Origin of the sequence: Mycobacterium sp. 3-98, assembly GCF_035918355.1 — a bacterium.
In the GTDB taxonomy this organism is placed as follows: domain Bacteria; phylum Actinomycetota; class Actinomycetes; order Mycobacteriales; family Mycobacteriaceae; genus Mycobacterium; species Mycobacterium intracellulare.
On sequence record NZ_CP142360.1, the window covers coordinates 1,127,625 to 1,142,405 of the forward strand.

Sequence of the window (14,781 nt, forward strand, 5' to 3'; positions counted from 1 at the left end):
TCCAAGATTTTTGAACTGATTGTCCCCCACCAGTACCAGTAACCCCATCAGTCCCGCTATTCTCCTCTTTGTAAGCACGTGTCGGTGCCAGCGGAGGGGAAGCCGCTGGCATGCGCGTGCCTGACACGATTGGGTAGCGATGACGTCTACGAATGGGCCATCAACGCGAGATTCTGCAGGTAAGCCGCGGGACACCGGTTCCGTCGATGGCCAGCAGGGCAGGACGCAATTTCTCACCGTCGCCGAGGTGGCCGCGTTGATGCGGGTCTCCAAGATGACGGTCTACCGGTTGGTGCACAACGGCGAACTACCCGCGGTCCGGGTGGGTCGGTCCTTCCGGGTGCACGCCAAGGCCGTCCACGACATGCTGGAGACGTCCTACTTCGACGCGGGCTGACCCGAACCGGTGGCCGCTCGCGGGCGGCACCTGGCTTCGCGGCTCGGCGGCGATCACGCGACGCGGTTTGGCGTTGGGTGCGTCCGGCTGGGTAAAGTGTCCGGGTCCAATCTTTGAAGCAGGTCTCGGTCTAGATAGCGGAGTTCATGGGTTCAGTAATCAAGAAGCGGCGCAAGCGTATGTCGAAGAAGAAGCACCGCAAGCTGCTGCGTCGCACCCGGGTGCAGCGCAGAAAACTCGGCAAGTAACTCCCGCGGCGGCCTTCCTAAGGCCGCCATAAGGTCACCGTAAAAAGGCCCTAACTGGTCGCTTCGCGCCATAGTGCCGCCGTCCCGCCGACCGCTAGGCTGACCGGGTGGATGGGTCGAATGGGGAGAACACCGGGCCGGACGACACCGCCGGCAACGCGGCGCATTACCCCAAAATCGTGCTGGTCACCGGTGCCTGCCGGTTTCTGGGCGGCTACCTGACGGCTCGGCTCGCGCAGAACCCGATGATCAAAGGGGTCATCGCGGTGGACGCGATCGCCCCCAGCAAGGACATGCTGCGCCGGATGGGGCGCGCCGAGTTCGTCCGCGCCGACATCCGTAACCCCTTCATTGCCAAGGTGATTCGCAACGGCGACGTCGACACGGTGGTGCACGCGGCGGCCGCGTCGTACGCTCCGCGGTCCGGCGGCACCGCGGCGTTGAAAGAAATCAACGTGATGGGCGCGATGCAGCTGTTCGCGGCCTGTCAAAAGGCGCCCTCGGTGCGCCGCGTGGTGCTCAAGTCGACGTCGGAGGTGTACGGCTCGAGCGCCCACGATCCGGTGATGTTCACCGAGGACAGCACCAGCCGTCGTCTGTTCCGCGACGGTTTCGCCAAGGACAGCCTCGACATCGAGGCCTATGCGCGCGGATTGGGGCGGCGCCGGCCCGACATCGCCGTGACGATCTTGCGGCTGGCCAACATGATCGGCCCGGCGATGGACACCACGCTGTCGCGTTATCTCGCCGGGCCTTTGGTGCCGACGATGTTCGGCCGCGACGCCCGGCTGCAGTTGTTGCACGAGCAGGACGCCCTCGGCGCGCTGGAGCGCGCGGCCATGGCCGGCAAGGCGGGAACCTTCAACATCGGCGCCGACGGGATCATCATGCTGTCGCAGGCGATCCGTCGGGCGGGCCGAATCCCTTTGCCCGTACCGGGTTTCGGCGTCTGGGCCCTGGACTCGTTGCGCCGCGCCAATCGCTACAACGAGATCAGTCGCGATCAGTTCGATTATTTGAGTTACGGCCGCGTCATGGACACGAGCCGGATGCGCTCGGAACTCAACTACCAGCCGAAATGGACGACGGCGGAGGCCTTTGACGACTATGTTCGCGGCCGAGGCCTGACTCCCATAATCGACCCATATCGGGTACGCTCCTTGGAGAGTCGCGCCATATCTCTAGCCCAGCGCTGGGGTAGCCGAAATCCAATTCCGTGGGGTGGGGTCAGGTAGGTATCGTGGCGGGTGAAACCAGAGCGAATGTCATTCCACTGCATACGAATCGGGGCCGTGTCGCAGCGCGTCGGAGAGCCGACCAGAGGGCAGAGTCGGCCCGCCAGCACCCCTCGTTACTGACCGATCCGCGCGGCCGCGCCTCGGCGGAGCAGATCGCCGCGGTGGTTCGCGAAATCGACGAGCACCGCCGTGCCACGGGGGCATCGCCCGGCGAGGCGCCGCTGAATGAGCTGGCGCAGCGCGTCGCGTCGGTGGCCGCATTCCTCCGCCAGCGGCTGACGGGTGACTACAGCGTCGACGAGTTCGGTTTCGATCCGCACTTCAACAGCGCGATCGTCCGGCCGTTGTTGCGGGTGTTCTTCCGGTCGTGGTTCCGGGTCGAGGTGAGCGGGATCGAGAACCTGCCCGCTGACGGCGCCGCGCTGGTGGTCGCCAATCACGCCGGGGTGCTGCCGTTCGACGGGCTGATGCTGTCGGTGGCCGTGCACGACGAGCACCCCGCGCACCGCGAGCTGCGACTGCTCGCCGCCGACATGGTGTTCGACCTGCCCGTGGTGGGCGAAGCGGCCCGCAAGGCCGGCCACACCATGGCCTGCACGACGGACGCGCACCGGCTGCTCGCCGCCGGCGAGCTCACCGCCGTGTTCCCCGAGGGCTACAAGGGGCTGGGGAAGCGCTTCGAGGACCGCTACCGGCTGCAGCGGTTCGGCCGCGGCGGATTCGTCACCGCCGCGCTGCGGACCAAGGCGCCGATCATCCCCTGCTCGATCATCGGTTCCGAAGAGATCTACCCGATGCTGACCGACGTCAAGTTGCTGGCACGGCTGTTCGGGCTGCCGTACTTCCCGATCACTCCGCTGTTCCCGTTGGCCGGGCCCATGGGCCTGGTGCCGCTGCCGTCGAAATGGCACATCGCCTTCGGTGAGCCGATCTACACCGACGACTACGCGGCCTCCGACGCCGACGACCCGATGGTCACTTTTGAGCTGACCGATCAGGTGCGCGAGACGATCCAGCAGACGCTCTACCGGTTGCTGGCCGGCCGTCGCAACATCTTCTTCGGCTGACTTCGGCTGAACGGCGGCGCGCCCAAAAGGAAACGCCACCACGGAAACCCGTGGCGGCGTTGACCTTTGAAGTAGTCGACTACTTCACCATGGTGAACTGGCAGACGTTGGTGTAGCCGTCGCGGAACAGATCCGAGCAGCCCCTCAGGTACTTCAGGTAGATGTCGTAGGTCTCCTGCCCCTTGAGGGCGATCGCCTCTTCCTTGTGCGCTTCGAGCGCATCGCCCCAGGCGGTCAGGGTCGGCACGTAGTTCTTGCCGATGAAGTGGTGTCGCTCGATCTTGAAACCCGCGTCCGTCGCGTACTTGTCAACCAGGTCGACCTGGGGCAGCTTTCCGCCGGGGTAGATCTCCTTCAGGATGAAGCTGATGAACCGCAGCAGGGTCATGTTGACCTTCAGGCCCATCGCGTTGCCCTCTTCGCGGGTGGGGACCACGATCGAGTGCAGCAGCATGCGGCCGTCGTCGGGCAGCAGGTCGTAGTACTTCTTGAAGAAGGTGGCGTAGCGCTCGTACCCGGCGTCACCGGCGCCGTCGGCGAAGTGCTCGAACGCGCCCAGCGACACGATCCGGTCGATCGGCACGTCGCCGGGGAATTCCTCCCAGCCCTGGATCCGCACCTCTTTACGGCGGGGGCTGTCCATCTTGTCGAACTCGGCCACGCAGTGGGCGTACTGGTTCTCGCTCAGCGTCAACCCGATTACGTTGACGTCGTACTCCGCCACCGCGTGCCGCATCGTCGAGCCCCAGCCGCTGCCGATGTCGAGCAGCGTCATGCCGGGCTCGAGGTTCAGCTTGTCCAGCGCGAGCTTGCGCTTGGCGTACTGCGCCTCTTCCAGCGTCTTGGTCAGATTCTGTGGGTCCGGGTTTTCGTCGAAGTAACCGCAGCTGTAGGTCATCGACGGGTCAAGCCACAGCTTGAAGAACTCGTTCGACTTGTCGTAGTGCGATCGCACCGCCTCGACCGGCGGGTGCAGCTGCGTTCCGGTTTCCCCCTGTAGTGACATTTACAACGCCCCTAACTTTCCTGCGGATATTGATGCGACCGCCGCGGCGGTTGCCTCGGTCTCGGCTTGGCTTGCGGCTTCCCCCAGCATTGTGACAACGCTGGTGACGATCGGCTTTCCATCGGCATCGGTCACTTCGCTGCGGATTTCCGCCAGCACGGTGCCGTGGGACTCGATCACCGAGTCTAGGTAGGTGTCGAAGAAAAGCCTATCGTGAGCCAGGATCGGGCGGTGGAACTTGAACTTCTGGTCGCGGTGAATGACCCTGGCGATGTTGATGGGGATGCTGAACTTGGTGAAGATCTCCAACTGAACGCGGCGCCCGGCGATCGCGAGGAACGTCAACGGCGCCACCATGTCGGTATACCCGGCCCTCCGGGATTCATTCTCGTCGAAATGCGCCGGGTGGTCGTCTTTGATCGCCAGGGCGAACTCACGGATCTTTTCGCGCCCGACCTCGAAGTAGTCCGGTGCGCGGTAATGGCTGCCGATGAGTCCTTCGGCTTCTTTGGGGACTGTCATGCCGCTGTGCTCTCCGCTCGAATATGTCTGCGCGGCGCAGCCTATCAGCGTGATTGCCGTCGAGAGGCCACCGCGGCCAGCGCACCGCCGGCCGCGCCCAGCGCCAACGCCGACGGCACCCCGATCCGGGCCGCTTTGCGGGCGGTGCGGAAGTCGCGAATCTCCCATCCGCGCTCCCGTGCCAGCGCGCGCAGGCGGGCGTCGGGATTGATGGCGACCGCGGTCCCCACCAGCGACAGCATGGGCACGTCGTTGTAGCTATCGGAGTAGGCGGTGCAGCGTTTCAGGTTGAGCCCCTCGCGGATGGCCAGCGACCGCACCGCGTGCGCCTTGCCGGTGCCGTGCAGGATATCGCCGACCAGCCTGCCGGTGAAGACGCCGTCGACCGATTCCGCGACGGTGCCCAGCGCGCCGGTCAGGCCGAGCCGTCGCGCAATGGTCGCGGCGAGCTCGTAGGGCGTGGCGGTGATCAGCCACACCTGCTGGCCGGCATCCAGATGCATTTGGGTCAGCTCGCGAGTGCCGGGCCAGATCTTGTCGGCGATGATCTCGTCGTAGATCTCTTCGCCCAGGGCCACCAGCTGCTCGACCGACCGGCCTTCGATGAAGGCGAGCGCCTTGCGCCGGCCCGCGGCGACGTCGTTGCTGTTTTCCTTGCCGAGGACCTGAAACTTGGCCTGGGCGTAGATGAATCCGATCACATCGCGATAGGTGAAGTAGTTGCGCGTGGCCAGCCCACGACCGAAATGCACCGCCGAGGAGCCCTGCACCAAGGTGTTGTCGACGTCGAAGAAGGCGGCGGCGGTGAGGTCGACCGGGGGTTGCGGACGGTCCGGGGCGGCGGCGGCTTCCTCCTGCATGCCCTCGATCGCGCGGGCCGCGCTGGCGTCCGCGCCCAGCGACTCCAAGTCAACGTAACCGGTGTGGTCTGCGTTGACCGGGTCAGAGGAAGTCATCGCCCAACCTCCTAGATCGCTGTGGTGCCTGGTGACCCGGCGGGTGCCCGATATCCAACCCTATCGGGCAGTTGGCGTGGGGGCGGGTATGGCTGGGGTCGTCGGCTGCCCGGCTGTCGGGTTGCCGGGCTGCCGGGCTGCCGAGCTGATGCCCCGGGCCGCCGAGTGTGACGCTGGCGTCACGTTCGACGCCGAGTGTGACTGCAGCGTCACACTCGCGGCTGGGCAGGCCGGGTTGGTCGGGGCGCGACAAGACTTGTCCGTGGGCGTTTGCGATGTGTTAGTTGGTCGCTGGGCCTGCGACAGTCAACTATTCTCCGCTCGCTGCCGCGACCGTATCGGTGGAGATGGCAATGGGATAATTGGGATTCGTGTCCGAAAGGCCGAGAGTTCCGGTAATACCACCATTAAGGAAGTGCAGGTCCGCGATAACGAAAATCGTCGTCACCCTTCTACGGTGCCCGCAGAGAAAACGAAGTTACGTTTTCTTGTCGGGATCGTACTCAGTACCGGATATATCATCCCAAAATTTCGGCGAAACGTCTGTTTTGCGGTCTTCTGGCGCAACAGCGTCGACTTTGGCCTGAAATTCGTCGAAACTCTTCCTTGCGCGCGCTAATTCTTCTTCTGTTGGCGCGCTGACACCAGCTTCTTCTGGTGTGGAAAAAGTCTTACCGGCGATCTTTTTGCTCATTGGTAACTCCCATCATGATTACAAGGTACGAGATGAGCAGCTAGTCAGCGTTCGATCATCTCGATGATTGTCCTACCTGTATGTGGATCTATTGTCTTGTTCACGACATAAAATTTCGACCCGGCTGGAAACAATATCTCTTGTTCACCGGGGAACATTGACACCGAAGACACATCTCGTCCCGTAGTTGACAAGATCCTGAACTCGGTGTTTCCAGCGAAAGTGGGTGACTGAGCCACGGCATGATCCATCGAGGTGCTAGTAAACGCCGACTCAGTAATTATTTCTCCAGGTCGGTACTGTTCGAGCACATCGGCGGGCAGGTTTGTTCCTCGGACTACGGTGCCTTCATACGTCGGGAGTTTCTCCAACGCTTTGTTCAGCGCGTCAACACGGGCCTGTTGAGATGCTTCCAATGCGCCTTCCCTAAGAGCAGAATTTAGGTCTTTGTATCCAGGCCCAGTGTAGTGGGCGAGCGCGGCCAGATCGTCCGAGTTAAGCGGGTGCAGTGGTAAATGGTGATCACTGCCGTCGTCCGGACCCGGGTCGTGTGGTCCGTGCCCGCTCGGGTCGTTCGTGTCGCCGTCGACCGGCCCATGCGGACCGCCGTCTCCTGGGCCGTGTGGAGCACTATCCCCCGCTCCGGGAGGTGCGCCGTCAAGAGGCGGTGTGCCATCAGGGGGATGTGGCGGTCCCGTTGGGGGAGCGCCCGGCTCCCCGCCGTGAGGTACGGCAGCGGGGGGCGTTTCGGCGGGGAGGTTGTCCATGGGAAGAGAGGGGAGGGACGGCGGCTCCGGTAAAGACGGCAGCTCCGGCATCGATGGCATCGAAGGAGCCGAGGCCGCCGGCATCGAAGCAGCGGGCGCCGAAGCGGCGGGCGTGACCGCTGCCGGCTCCGCAGGTGGGACCCGCGTAGGCGCAGGCTCGTGCGGCGGCGGGTGGGGTGGTGGTGTGCCTTCTGCGGGGGCCGATACCGGTGGCTTGCCGCCCGATTCTGGTGGGACCGCAATTGGTTTCGGCTCGCCGCTGTGCGGTGTCCCGCCAACCGGCGGCTTGGATTCGGTGGGGCTGTGCGGCAGGGGACCGTCGGCGGGGCCCGGTGCCGGTTTGCCCGAAGGAGCCGGCGCGGGACGACCCGGCTCCGGCGGCTTGACCTCCGGCGCCTTGACCTCCGGCGGCTTGATCGACGGAGGCTGAGGAATCTCAGGCGGCTTCTTCAAACCCTTCAGCACATCGGCCGCCCGGCTTCCCGCTTTGCCCACCTTGGAGAGTGGTCCGCCAGGCAAGGCCAAGGTCAATCCATCAAAAAGGGTCTTGCCGAGCGCTTCGGCCGGGTTGGACCCCCACTCGTCCCAGTGGGTGACGTCCTTACCGAGCGACTTCCACGAGTCGGCGACGCCGGGCCCTCCGTCAGGGCCCAAGCCGACGAGCGGCGCGGCCCCGGAGACCATGCCGTACACGTCTTTGGCGTAGCCGATCGGATCGGTCTGGAGCCGATTCGGGCTGAACTTCGCGAGCTGCTCAAGAAAGCCGTAGCCTTCGACGCCGAAACCTTTGACGGTCTGGCCCACCTGATTCAGTGCCCTGCCGACTGGCGTTCCGTGTAAAAAGTGGTCCCACTCCTTACCCGCCCAGTGGGCCATATCTTCTGCCGCGGTGGCCGCCGCCGACATGGTGGCCTCGATCTGGCCGCCCAGCGTTTCGGCTTCCCGGGAAAAGCTGTCGACCACCGTTTTGATGTCGTCGGCGATCCTTTTGATCTCGTCTTCGTCTTCGTCGGTCAGGAGGTCCCACACTTCTTTGATCCCGGTCATCGGGTCGCAGATGCGGGACAACAAATCGAGGATCGCCGCGTGGACCTTGTCGATCTGGGCCGCGTAACTGTTGAGTTGCGCGGCAATCGTTTGGCATTGCTGCGCAACGCTGGCCGTGGCTCCCGACGCATCGGCCAACGCTTTGTTGATGGCCGCGGCCTCGGGAATCTGCTGCGCGGCAATGGCGGCCATGCTCCCGCCGCCGGCCGCGATCTCGGTCGTCATGAAGTTGACGCCCGCCGTCGTCCACGCCGCCGCGGCGGCACGCAACTTCGCCGAATCGCCAGTGGGCCAGATCATTCCGATATACGGCGCAACCCAGCTCCAGCCCGCCGGGGCAGCGCTGCCGGCGCCCACCGCCGACGGCGGATGCGACGGCGCGGCCAATGGCGCGGTCACTGGCGGCGTCGGCAAGCCTTCGGCGCGGCCCGTCACATCCGACATCGCCTCGGCGTGCGCATAGTTGTGTGCCGACATCCGCACGCCGTCGCCGATGCTGCAGAGTCCGTTGCGGGTACTGGTCATCGCCTCGATGACCTTGGCCGCTGCGCCATTGTACGTGCGGCCCAGCGCCGCACCGACGGGATCGTCACCGGCCATGCCCGCGCTGCCCGCGAGCGCAGTGGTCAGGGCCGAGATCACCGATCCCAGCGACTCGCCGGTGGACAGTACCGTGGCGCCGGCGCGATCTAGGGCAGTCGGGTCACACGCCAGCGGCGCCATGTATTCACGACCACATACCGAGATTCGTCGACATCGCGCCGGTGTAGTTGCCGTGCGCTGTCGTGGCCACCTTCTCCAGTTGCCCCAGCGCCTCGCGCATCATCGCCTCGCCGCGCACCCAGTGCTGATGCGCCTCGGCGTGGGCCGCCGCGGCCTCACCCGTCCACGTCCCATGCAAACGCGTTACGCGAGAATCGATTTCGGCAATCATGTCTTCGGCGTAGCGCTGAAACGCCGCCATCCGCTGCACCGCGTCGGCCAACGCCTGCGGATCAACCCGAAACGCCTCAGGCATCGCGCACTGCCCGCTCGGCCTGGGCGGACGCTGCCTCGTTGCTGTGATACGCGCCGCCGGCCTCGCCGACCAGATGCGCCAGGATCGACAACCCGAGCTCGACCTCCCGGGCGCCCTTGTGCCACAGCTCCCATGCCGAGGCATAGGCACCCCCGGCCGCCCCCTGCCAACCACCCAGCATCTGACCCACCTGATCGTCGAGCTGGGACAGCTGAGCCGAAAGATGCTCGGCCGCACCGCTCAGCGAGACGGCGGCGCCCTGCATCACCACCGGATCGACCCGCACCGTGTTGTCGGCCATAGCCGGAACATAACTCCTGGTAGACGCCCCCACAAGTCGCTGATGACACACTGATTCCCATGACCCGAGCGACCGGCCGCCCGCATGTGGAGTTGTTGACCCGCGACGGGTGCACCATCTGCGAGCGCATCCACGCCCGGCTGGTCGTTTTGGCCGGTGAGCTGGGCTTCGATTTGTCGACGACCGACGTCGACGCCGCGGCCGCGGACGGCAACCCCGCGCTGCGCGCCGAGTTCGGCGACCGGCTGCCGGTGGTCCTGCTCGACGGGCGCGAACACAGCTACTGGGAGCTCGACGAGCCCCGGCTGCGCGCGGATCTCGCCCGCTGACGAGGCGGCCGGGTGGCCGTGGGGCAATTATTTGGTAGCCCAGCTGATAAACGTTTACCGTGGACAGCAGTTCAGTTACTGGAGGATGCAAGGGAGCTGGCCAGGTGATGCTGCCGTGAGCGTCTTGCTCTTCGGGGTTTCGCACCGCAGTGCGCCGGTCTCCGTCCTGGAACAACTCAGCATCGACGAGTCCGATCAAGGCAAGATCGTCGACCGGGTGCTGCAGTCGCCGCTGGTGACCGAGGCGATGGTGCTGTCGACATGCAACCGGGTCGAGGTCTACGCGGTGGTGGACGCGTTCCACGGCGGGCTCGCGGTGATCGGACAGGTGCTCTCGGAGCATTCCGGGATGTCGATGACCGACCTCACCAAATACGCCTACGTCCGGTACAGCGAGGCCGCCGTCGAGCATCTGTTCGCGGTAGCCAGCGGCCTGGATTCGGCGGTGATCGGAGAGCAGCAGGTGCTCGGTCAGGTGCGCCGCGCGTACGCCACCGCCGAGACCAATCGCACCGTCGGCCGCGTCCTGCACGAGCTGGCCCAACGCGCGCTCTCGGTCGGCAAGCGGGTGCATTCCGAGACCGCCATCGACGCCGCCGGCGCCTCCGTGGTGTCGGTTGCCCTGAACATGGCCGAACGCCGGCTGGGCGGGCTGTCGGGCCGGACCGCCGTGCTGGTCGGCGCCGGGGCGATGGGCGCCCTGGCCGCGGCGCATCTGTCTCGCGCCGGCATCGCCCAGGTTCACGTGCTCAACCGGTCGCTGTCCCGGGCGCAGCGCCTGGTCCGCAAGATCCGCGAAACCGGTGTGCGGGCCGACGCGCTGCCATTGGAGCAGCTGACCGACGTCCTGGCGGGTGCCGACGTGGTGGTGAGCTGCACCGGGGCGGTGAGCCCGGTGGTCTCGCTGGCCGACGTGCACCACGCGCTCGCGGCCGCGAACCGCTCGATCGTCGATGAGACCACCGACCCCTTGGTGATCTGCGACCTGGGCATGCCGCGCGACGTGGACCCGGCGGTGGCCGGCCTGCCCGGCGTGTGGGTCGTCGACGTGGACCGCGTGCAGCACGAGCCCTCGGCCCACGCCGCGGCCGCCGACGTCGACGCGGCCCGCACCATCGTGGCCACCGAAGTTGCCGCCTACCTGGCCGGCCAGCGGATGGCCGAGGTCACCCCGACGGTGACGGCGCTGCGCCAGCGCGCCGCCGATGTGGTCGAAGCCGAGCTGCTGCGCCTGGACAACCGGCTCCCCGGGCTCGCCAGCGCGCAGCGCGAAGAGGTCGCCCGCACCGTGCGGCGTGTAGTGGACAAGCTGCTGCACGCCCCTACTGTGCGCATCAAGCAGCTCGCCAGCGCCCCCGGCGGCGACAGCTACGCCGAGGCGTTGCGCGAGCTTTTCGAACTCGACCAGACCGCCGTCGACGCCGTGGCCGCGGGCGAATTGCCAGTCATAGCAAACGGTTTCGACGCGGGCACCCCGCAGCAACCTGCCGAGTAGCCGATTGGCGAACGTGATCCGGATAGGCACGCGGGGCAGCCTGCTGGCCACCACCCAGGCCGGCGTCGTCAGAGACGCCCTCATCGCGCTGGGTCACCCGGCAGAGCTGGTGACCATCACCACGGCCGGGGACCGGTCGTCGGGACCCATCGAATCCTTGGGGGTGGGTGTCTTCACCACCGCGCTGCGCGAGGCCATGGAAGAGGGCCGCGTGGACGCCGCGGTGCACTCCCACAAGGACCTGCCGACGGCCGACGACCCGAGGTTTGCTGTGGCCGCCATACCCGTGCGCAACGACCCGCGTGACGCGGTGGTAGCCCGGGACGGACTGGTGCTGGGGGAGTTGCCACCGGGTTCGCTGGTGGGTACCTCCTCGCCGCGGCGGGCCGCGCAGCTTAGAGCATTGGGTCTCGGTTTGGAAATCCGCCCCCTACGAGGCAACCTAGATACCAGGTTGAACAGGGTAAGCAGTGGTGATCTTGACGCGATCGTGGTGGCCCGGGCCGGCCTGGCCCGACTCGGTCGCCTCGATGACGTCACCGAGACGCTAGAGCCGGTGCAGATGTTGCCAGCACCGGCTCAGGGCGCGCTCGCCGTCGAATGCCGTGCCGGTGACACCCGGTTGGCGGCGGTGCTGGCGGAGCTGGACGACGCGGACACGCGCGCGTCGGTCACCGCGGAGCGAACTCTGTTGGCCGAACTGGAGGCCGGCTGCTCCGCACCGGTGGGCGCGATCGCTGAAGTGGTCGAGTCCATCGATGAGGAAGGCCGGATCTTTGAAGAGCTGTCGCTGCGTGGCTGCGTGGCGGCGCTGGACGGGTCCGACGTGATCCGCGCGTCGGGCATCGGCACTCCCGGTCGAGCACGAGAGCTTGGGCTTTCGGTTGCCGCGGAGCTGTTCGAACTTGGCGCCCGGGAGCTGATGCGCGGAGCGCGGCAAGACCCGACGCGAGGAAATTAAGTGCGAGTTACGTGGGAGCGACAATGACGACGCGAGGGCGTAAGCCGACACCCGGCCGCATCACGTACGTGGGCTCCGGCCCCGGTGACCCGGGACTGTTGACGACCCGGGCCGCGACGGTGCTGACGAACGCCGCTCTGGTGTTCACCGACCCTGACGTGCCCGAGCCGGTGCTGGCGCTGATCGGCAAAGACCTGCCGCCGGTTTCCGGCCCGGCCCCGGCCGACCCGGCCGCCTCCAGCGGCGACGGCGCCGACCAGGGCCAGACGCAGCCCGCGGTGATCTCCGGTGGCCCGGACATCCGCCCGGCGCTGGGTGACCCCGCCGAGGTGGCCAAGACCCTGACCCACGAGGCGCGGACGGGCGTCGACGTGGTCCGCCTGGTGGCCGGTGACCCGCTGACGGTCGACGCCGTCATCACCGAGGTCAACGCCATCGCGCGGAGCCACCTGCACATCGAGATCGTGCCGGGGCTGGCGCCCACCAACGCCGTCCCGACGTACGCGGGGCTGCCGCTGGGCTCCTCGCACACGGTGGCCGACGTGCGCGGCGACGTGGACTGGGAGGCGCTGGCCGCGGCGCCGGGACCGCTGATCCTGCAGGCCACGTCGTCGCATCTGGCCGACGCGGCGCGCACCCTGATCGAACACGAGCTCGCCGAGAACACGCCGTGCGTGGTGACCGCGCAGGGCACCACCTGCCAGCAGCGTTCCATCGAGACGACGCTGCACGGCCTGACCGACTCGGCCGTGCTGGGCGGCACCGACCCGGCGGGCCCCCTGACGGGTCCGCTGGTGGTGACCATCGGCAAGACGGTGTCGAGCCGGGCGAAGCTGAACTGGTGGGAGAGCCGCGCCCTGTACGGCTGGACCGTGCTGGTGCCCCGCACCAAGGACCAGGCCGGCGAGATGAGCGAGCGGCTGACGTCCTACGGCGCGCTGCCGATCGAGGTGCCGACCATCGCCGTCGAGCCGCCACGCAGCCCCGCGCAGATGGAACGGGCCGTCAAGGGATTGGTCGACGGCCGCTTCCAGTGGGTGGTGTTCACCTCCACCAACGCGGTGCGCGCGGTGTGGGAGAAGTTCGGCGAGTTCGGGCTGGACGCGCGCGCGTTCTCCGGGGTGAAGATCGCCTGCGTGGGCGAGTCGACCGCCGACCGGGTCCGGGCGTTCGGGATCAGCCCCGAGCTGGTGCCGGCCGGTGAGCAGTCCTCGCTGGGTCTGCTCGACGACTTCCCGCCCTACGACAGCGTTTTCGATCCGGTCAACCGGGTCTTGCTGCCGCGGGCCGACATCGCCACCGAGACGCTGGCCGAGGGCCTGCGCGAACGTGGTTGGGAGATCGAGGATGTCACCGCCTACCGGACGGTGCGGGCCGCGCCGCCGCCGGCGGAGACGCGGGAGATGATCAAGACCGGCGGGTTCGACGCGGTGTGCTTCACGTCCAGCTCGACGGTGCGCAACCTGGTCGGTATCGCCGGCAAGCCGCACGCGCGGACGATCATCGCCTGCATCGGCCCCAAGACCGCCGAGACCGCCGCCGAGTTCGGTCTGCGGGTCGATGTCCAGCCCGAGACCGCCGCGGTTGGTCCGCTGGTCGACGCTTTGGCCGAACACGCCGCGCGGTTGCGCGCCGAGGGCGCGCTGCCACCGCCGCGCAAAAAGAGCCGCAGGCGCTAGTGGCGATCGCCAGCGCGGCGGAGCCGGGCGCAGCGGGTCGCCACGATGAGCGGTAGCGCCTACCCGCGGCAGCGTCCGCGTCGGCTCCGCTCAACCCCGGCGTTGCGCCGTTTGGTCGCGCAAACGTCGCTGGAGCCAAGGCATTTGGTGCTGCCGATGTTCGTCGCCGACGGCATCGACGAGCCCCGGCCGATCGCCTCGATGCCGGGGGTGGTCCAACACACCCGCGATTCGTTGCGCGGCGCCGCCGCCAGCGCCGTCGCCGCCGGGGTGGGCGGGCTGATGCTGTTCGGTGTGCCGCGTGATGAGGACAAGGACGCGGTGGGGTCGGCCGGCACCGATCCCGACGGCATCCTCAACGTCGCCCTGCGCGACCTGGCCAAGGACCTCGGCGAGGCCACCGTGCTGATGGCCGACACCTGCCTGGACGAGTTCACCGACCACGGCCACTGCGGCGTCCTCGACGACCGCGGTCGGGTCGACAACGACGCGACCGTAGCCCGATATGTGAAACTCGCTGTGGCGCAAGCGGAATCGGGCGCGCACGTGGTAGGTCCGAGCGGGATGATGGACGGTCAGGTGGGCGCGATTCGCGACGGGCTGGACGCGGCCGGCCATACCGACGTGGCGATCCTCGCCTACGCCGCCAAGTTCGCATCGGCGTTCTACGGTCCGTTCCGGGAAGCGGTCAGTTCCAGCCTCTCCGGCGACCGGCGCACCTATCAGCAGGAGGCGGGCAATTCCCGCGAGGCGCTCCGCGAGATCCAGCTCGATCTGGACGAGGGCGCCGACATTGTGATGGTGAAGCCGGCATTGGGTTATCTGGACGTGGTGTCGGCGGCGGCCTCGATTTCGCCGGTGCCGGTGGCCGCCTATCAGGTGTCGGGGGAGTACGCGATGATTCGCGCTGCGGCCGCGAACAATTGGATCGACGAGCGCGCGGCGGCCCTGGAATCATTGACGAGCATCCGGCGGGCCGGAGCCGATATCGTTCTCACCTATTGGGCCGCGGACGCGGCAGGGTGGCTTTCGTGAGACGGGGCTTGCGTTGACATC

At 67.0% G+C, this 14,781-nt stretch carries 17 protein-coding genes; 9 read left to right on the forward strand and 8 right to left on the reverse strand.

All coding sequences use genetic code 11. From position 1 onward, the window contains the following. Positions 1-139: 139 nt before the first annotated feature. From QGN30_RS05515 to QGN30_RS05530, 4 genes are all read left to right on the forward strand, one after another. Complete coding sequence (locus QGN30_RS05515; protein ID WP_026071177.1) at positions 140-397, forward strand: cell division/environmental response transcriptional regulator; 258 nt, start codon at positions 140-142, stop codon at positions 395-397. A gap of 146 nt (positions 398-543) precedes the next feature. Then, on the forward strand, positions 544-645 hold the full coding sequence (locus tag QGN30_RS05520; RefSeq protein ID WP_003402602.1) for a 30S ribosomal protein bS22: 102 nt from the start codon (positions 544-546) through the stop codon (positions 643-645). Between the two features lie 107 nt (positions 646-752). After that, positions 753-1,880: an SDR family oxidoreductase gene (locus tag QGN30_RS05525; protein WP_014385867.1), complete on the forward strand. Its 1,128-nt coding sequence runs from the start codon at positions 753-755 to the stop codon at positions 1,878-1,880. Continuing rightward, positions 1,862-2,950 carry a lysophospholipid acyltransferase family protein gene (locus QGN30_RS05530; protein ID WP_172417540.1) on the forward strand — a complete coding sequence of 363 codons (1,089 nt, stop codon included), beginning with the start codon at positions 1,862-1,864 and terminating at the stop codon, positions 2,948-2,950. Before QGN30_RS05525 ends, QGN30_RS05530 begins: the two co-directional genes overlap by 19 nt. A 79-nt stretch (positions 2,951-3,029) precedes the next feature. Here the strand turns inward: QGN30_RS05530 and QGN30_RS05535 are convergent, their stop codons facing one another. From QGN30_RS05535 to QGN30_RS05570, 8 genes are all read right to left on the reverse strand, one after another. Continuing rightward, positions 3,030-3,956: a cyclopropane mycolic acid synthase family methyltransferase gene (locus tag QGN30_RS05535; protein WP_008261174.1), complete on the reverse strand. Its 927-nt coding sequence runs from the start codon at positions 3,954-3,956 to the stop codon at positions 3,030-3,032. Further along, a complete protein-coding gene (locus QGN30_RS05540; RefSeq protein ID WP_009955042.1) occupies positions 3,957-4,478 on the reverse strand; it encodes an FAS1-like dehydratase domain-containing protein in 522 nt (173 codons plus the stop codon). It lies immediately after the preceding gene. A 44-nt stretch (positions 4,479-4,522) separates the two neighbouring features. Then, positions 4,523-5,434 (reverse strand): HAD family hydrolase, encoded by a 912-nt coding sequence (locus QGN30_RS05545; RefSeq protein WP_008261172.1) that lies wholly within the window; start codon positions 5,432-5,434, stop codon positions 4,523-4,525. Between the two features lie 310 nt (positions 5,435-5,744). Further along, positions 5,745-5,882: a hypothetical protein gene (locus QGN30_RS05550; protein WP_157135798.1), complete on the reverse strand. Its 138-nt coding sequence runs from the start codon at positions 5,880-5,882 to the stop codon at positions 5,745-5,747. 30 nt (positions 5,883-5,912) lie between these two features. Next, the gene (locus tag QGN30_RS05555) at positions 5,913-6,128 is read right to left on the reverse strand and encodes a hypothetical protein (protein ID WP_080552538.1); all 216 of its coding nucleotides are present in this window, start codon (positions 6,126-6,128) and stop codon (positions 5,913-5,915) included. Positions 6,129-6,172: 44 nt separating this feature from the next. Then, positions 6,173-8,665: an ADP-ribosyltransferase gene (locus QGN30_RS05560; protein WP_082278443.1), complete on the reverse strand. Its 2,493-nt coding sequence runs from the start codon at positions 8,663-8,665 to the stop codon at positions 6,173-6,175. Positions 8,666-8,669: 4 nt separating this feature from the next. Beyond that, complete coding sequence (locus QGN30_RS05565) at positions 8,670-8,960, reverse strand: WXG100 family type VII secretion target (RefSeq protein WP_014383353.1); 291 nt, start codon at positions 8,958-8,960, stop codon at positions 8,670-8,672. After that, the gene (locus QGN30_RS05570; RefSeq protein ID WP_014381220.1) at positions 8,953-9,261 is read right to left on the reverse strand and encodes a WXG100 family type VII secretion target; all 309 of its coding nucleotides are present in this window, start codon (positions 9,259-9,261) and stop codon (positions 8,953-8,955) included. The genes QGN30_RS05565 and QGN30_RS05570 overlap by 8 nt, the downstream gene beginning before the upstream one ends. Before the next feature lie 59 nt (positions 9,262-9,320). Here QGN30_RS05570 and QGN30_RS05575 point away from each other — a divergent pair, with 59 nt between their 5' ends. From QGN30_RS05575 to hemB, 5 genes are all read left to right on the forward strand, one after another. Beyond that, entirely contained in the window at positions 9,321-9,590 is a 270-nt protein-coding gene (locus tag QGN30_RS05575; protein ID WP_008261160.1) for a glutaredoxin family protein, read from the forward strand. A 115-nt stretch (positions 9,591-9,705) separates the two neighbouring features. Beyond that, positions 9,706-11,085, forward strand: a complete 1,380-nt coding sequence (locus tag QGN30_RS05580; RefSeq protein ID WP_008261158.1) for a glutamyl-tRNA reductase — start codon at positions 9,706-9,708, stop codon at positions 11,083-11,085. Between the two features lie 13 nt (positions 11,086-11,098). Continuing rightward, positions 11,099-12,046, forward strand: a complete 948-nt coding sequence (hemC, locus tag QGN30_RS05585; protein ID WP_008261156.1) for a hydroxymethylbilane synthase — start codon at positions 11,099-11,101, stop codon at positions 12,044-12,046. A gap of 23 nt (positions 12,047-12,069) precedes the next feature. Continuing rightward, positions 12,070-13,725, forward strand: a complete 1,656-nt coding sequence (locus QGN30_RS05590; protein WP_008261154.1) for a uroporphyrinogen-III synthase — start codon at positions 12,070-12,072, stop codon at positions 13,723-13,725. 45 nt (positions 13,726-13,770) lie between these two features. Further along, positions 13,771-14,760, forward strand: coding sequence for a porphobilinogen synthase (gene hemB / locus QGN30_RS05595; protein ID WP_009955036.1), 990 nt, complete (start codon positions 13,771-13,773; stop codon positions 14,758-14,760). The last annotated feature ends 21 nt before the right edge of the window (positions 14,761-14,781 follow it).

Excerpts from the sequence above, each read along its gene's own strand:
- QGN30_RS05540 (WP_009955042.1), bottom strand. The coding sequence starts at position 4,478 with ATGACAGTCCCCAAAGAAGCCGAAGGACTCATCGGCAGCCATTACCGC.
- QGN30_RS05570 (WP_014381220.1), bottom strand. The coding sequence starts at position 9,261 with ATGGCCGACAACACGGTGCGGGTCGATCCGGTGGTGATGCAGGGCGCC.
- hemB (WP_009955036.1), top strand. The coding sequence starts at position 13,771 with ATGAGCGGTAGCGCCTACCCGCGGCAGCGTCCGCGTCGGCTCCGCTCA.
- QGN30_RS05535 (WP_008261174.1), bottom strand. The coding sequence starts at position 3,956 with ATGTCACTACAGGGGGAAACCGGAACGCAGCTGCACCCGCCGGTCGAG.
- QGN30_RS05575 (WP_008261160.1), top strand. The coding sequence starts at position 9,321 with ATGACCCGAGCGACCGGCCGCCCGCATGTGGAGTTGTTGACCCGCGAC.
- QGN30_RS05565 (WP_014383353.1), bottom strand. The coding sequence starts at position 8,960 with ATGCCTGAGGCGTTTCGGGTTGATCCGCAGGCGTTGGCCGACGCGGTG.
- QGN30_RS05545 (WP_008261172.1), bottom strand. The coding sequence starts at position 5,434 with ATGACTTCCTCTGACCCGGTCAACGCAGACCACACCGGTTACGTTGAC.
- QGN30_RS05555 (WP_080552538.1), bottom strand. The coding sequence starts at position 6,128 with ATGAGCAAAAAGATCGCCGGTAAGACTTTTTCCACACCAGAAGAAGCT.
- QGN30_RS05560 (WP_082278443.1), bottom strand. The coding sequence starts at position 8,665 with ATGGCGCCGCTGGCGTGTGACCCGACTGCCCTAGATCGCGCCGGCGCC.
- QGN30_RS05515 (WP_026071177.1), top strand. The coding sequence starts at position 140 with ATGACGTCTACGAATGGGCCATCAACGCGAGATTCTGCAGGTAAGCCG.
- QGN30_RS05520 (WP_003402602.1), top strand. The coding sequence starts at position 544 with ATGGGTTCAGTAATCAAGAAGCGGCGCAAGCGTATGTCGAAGAAGAAG.
- QGN30_RS05590 (WP_008261154.1), top strand. The coding sequence starts at position 12,070 with ATGACGACGCGAGGGCGTAAGCCGACACCCGGCCGCATCACGTACGTG.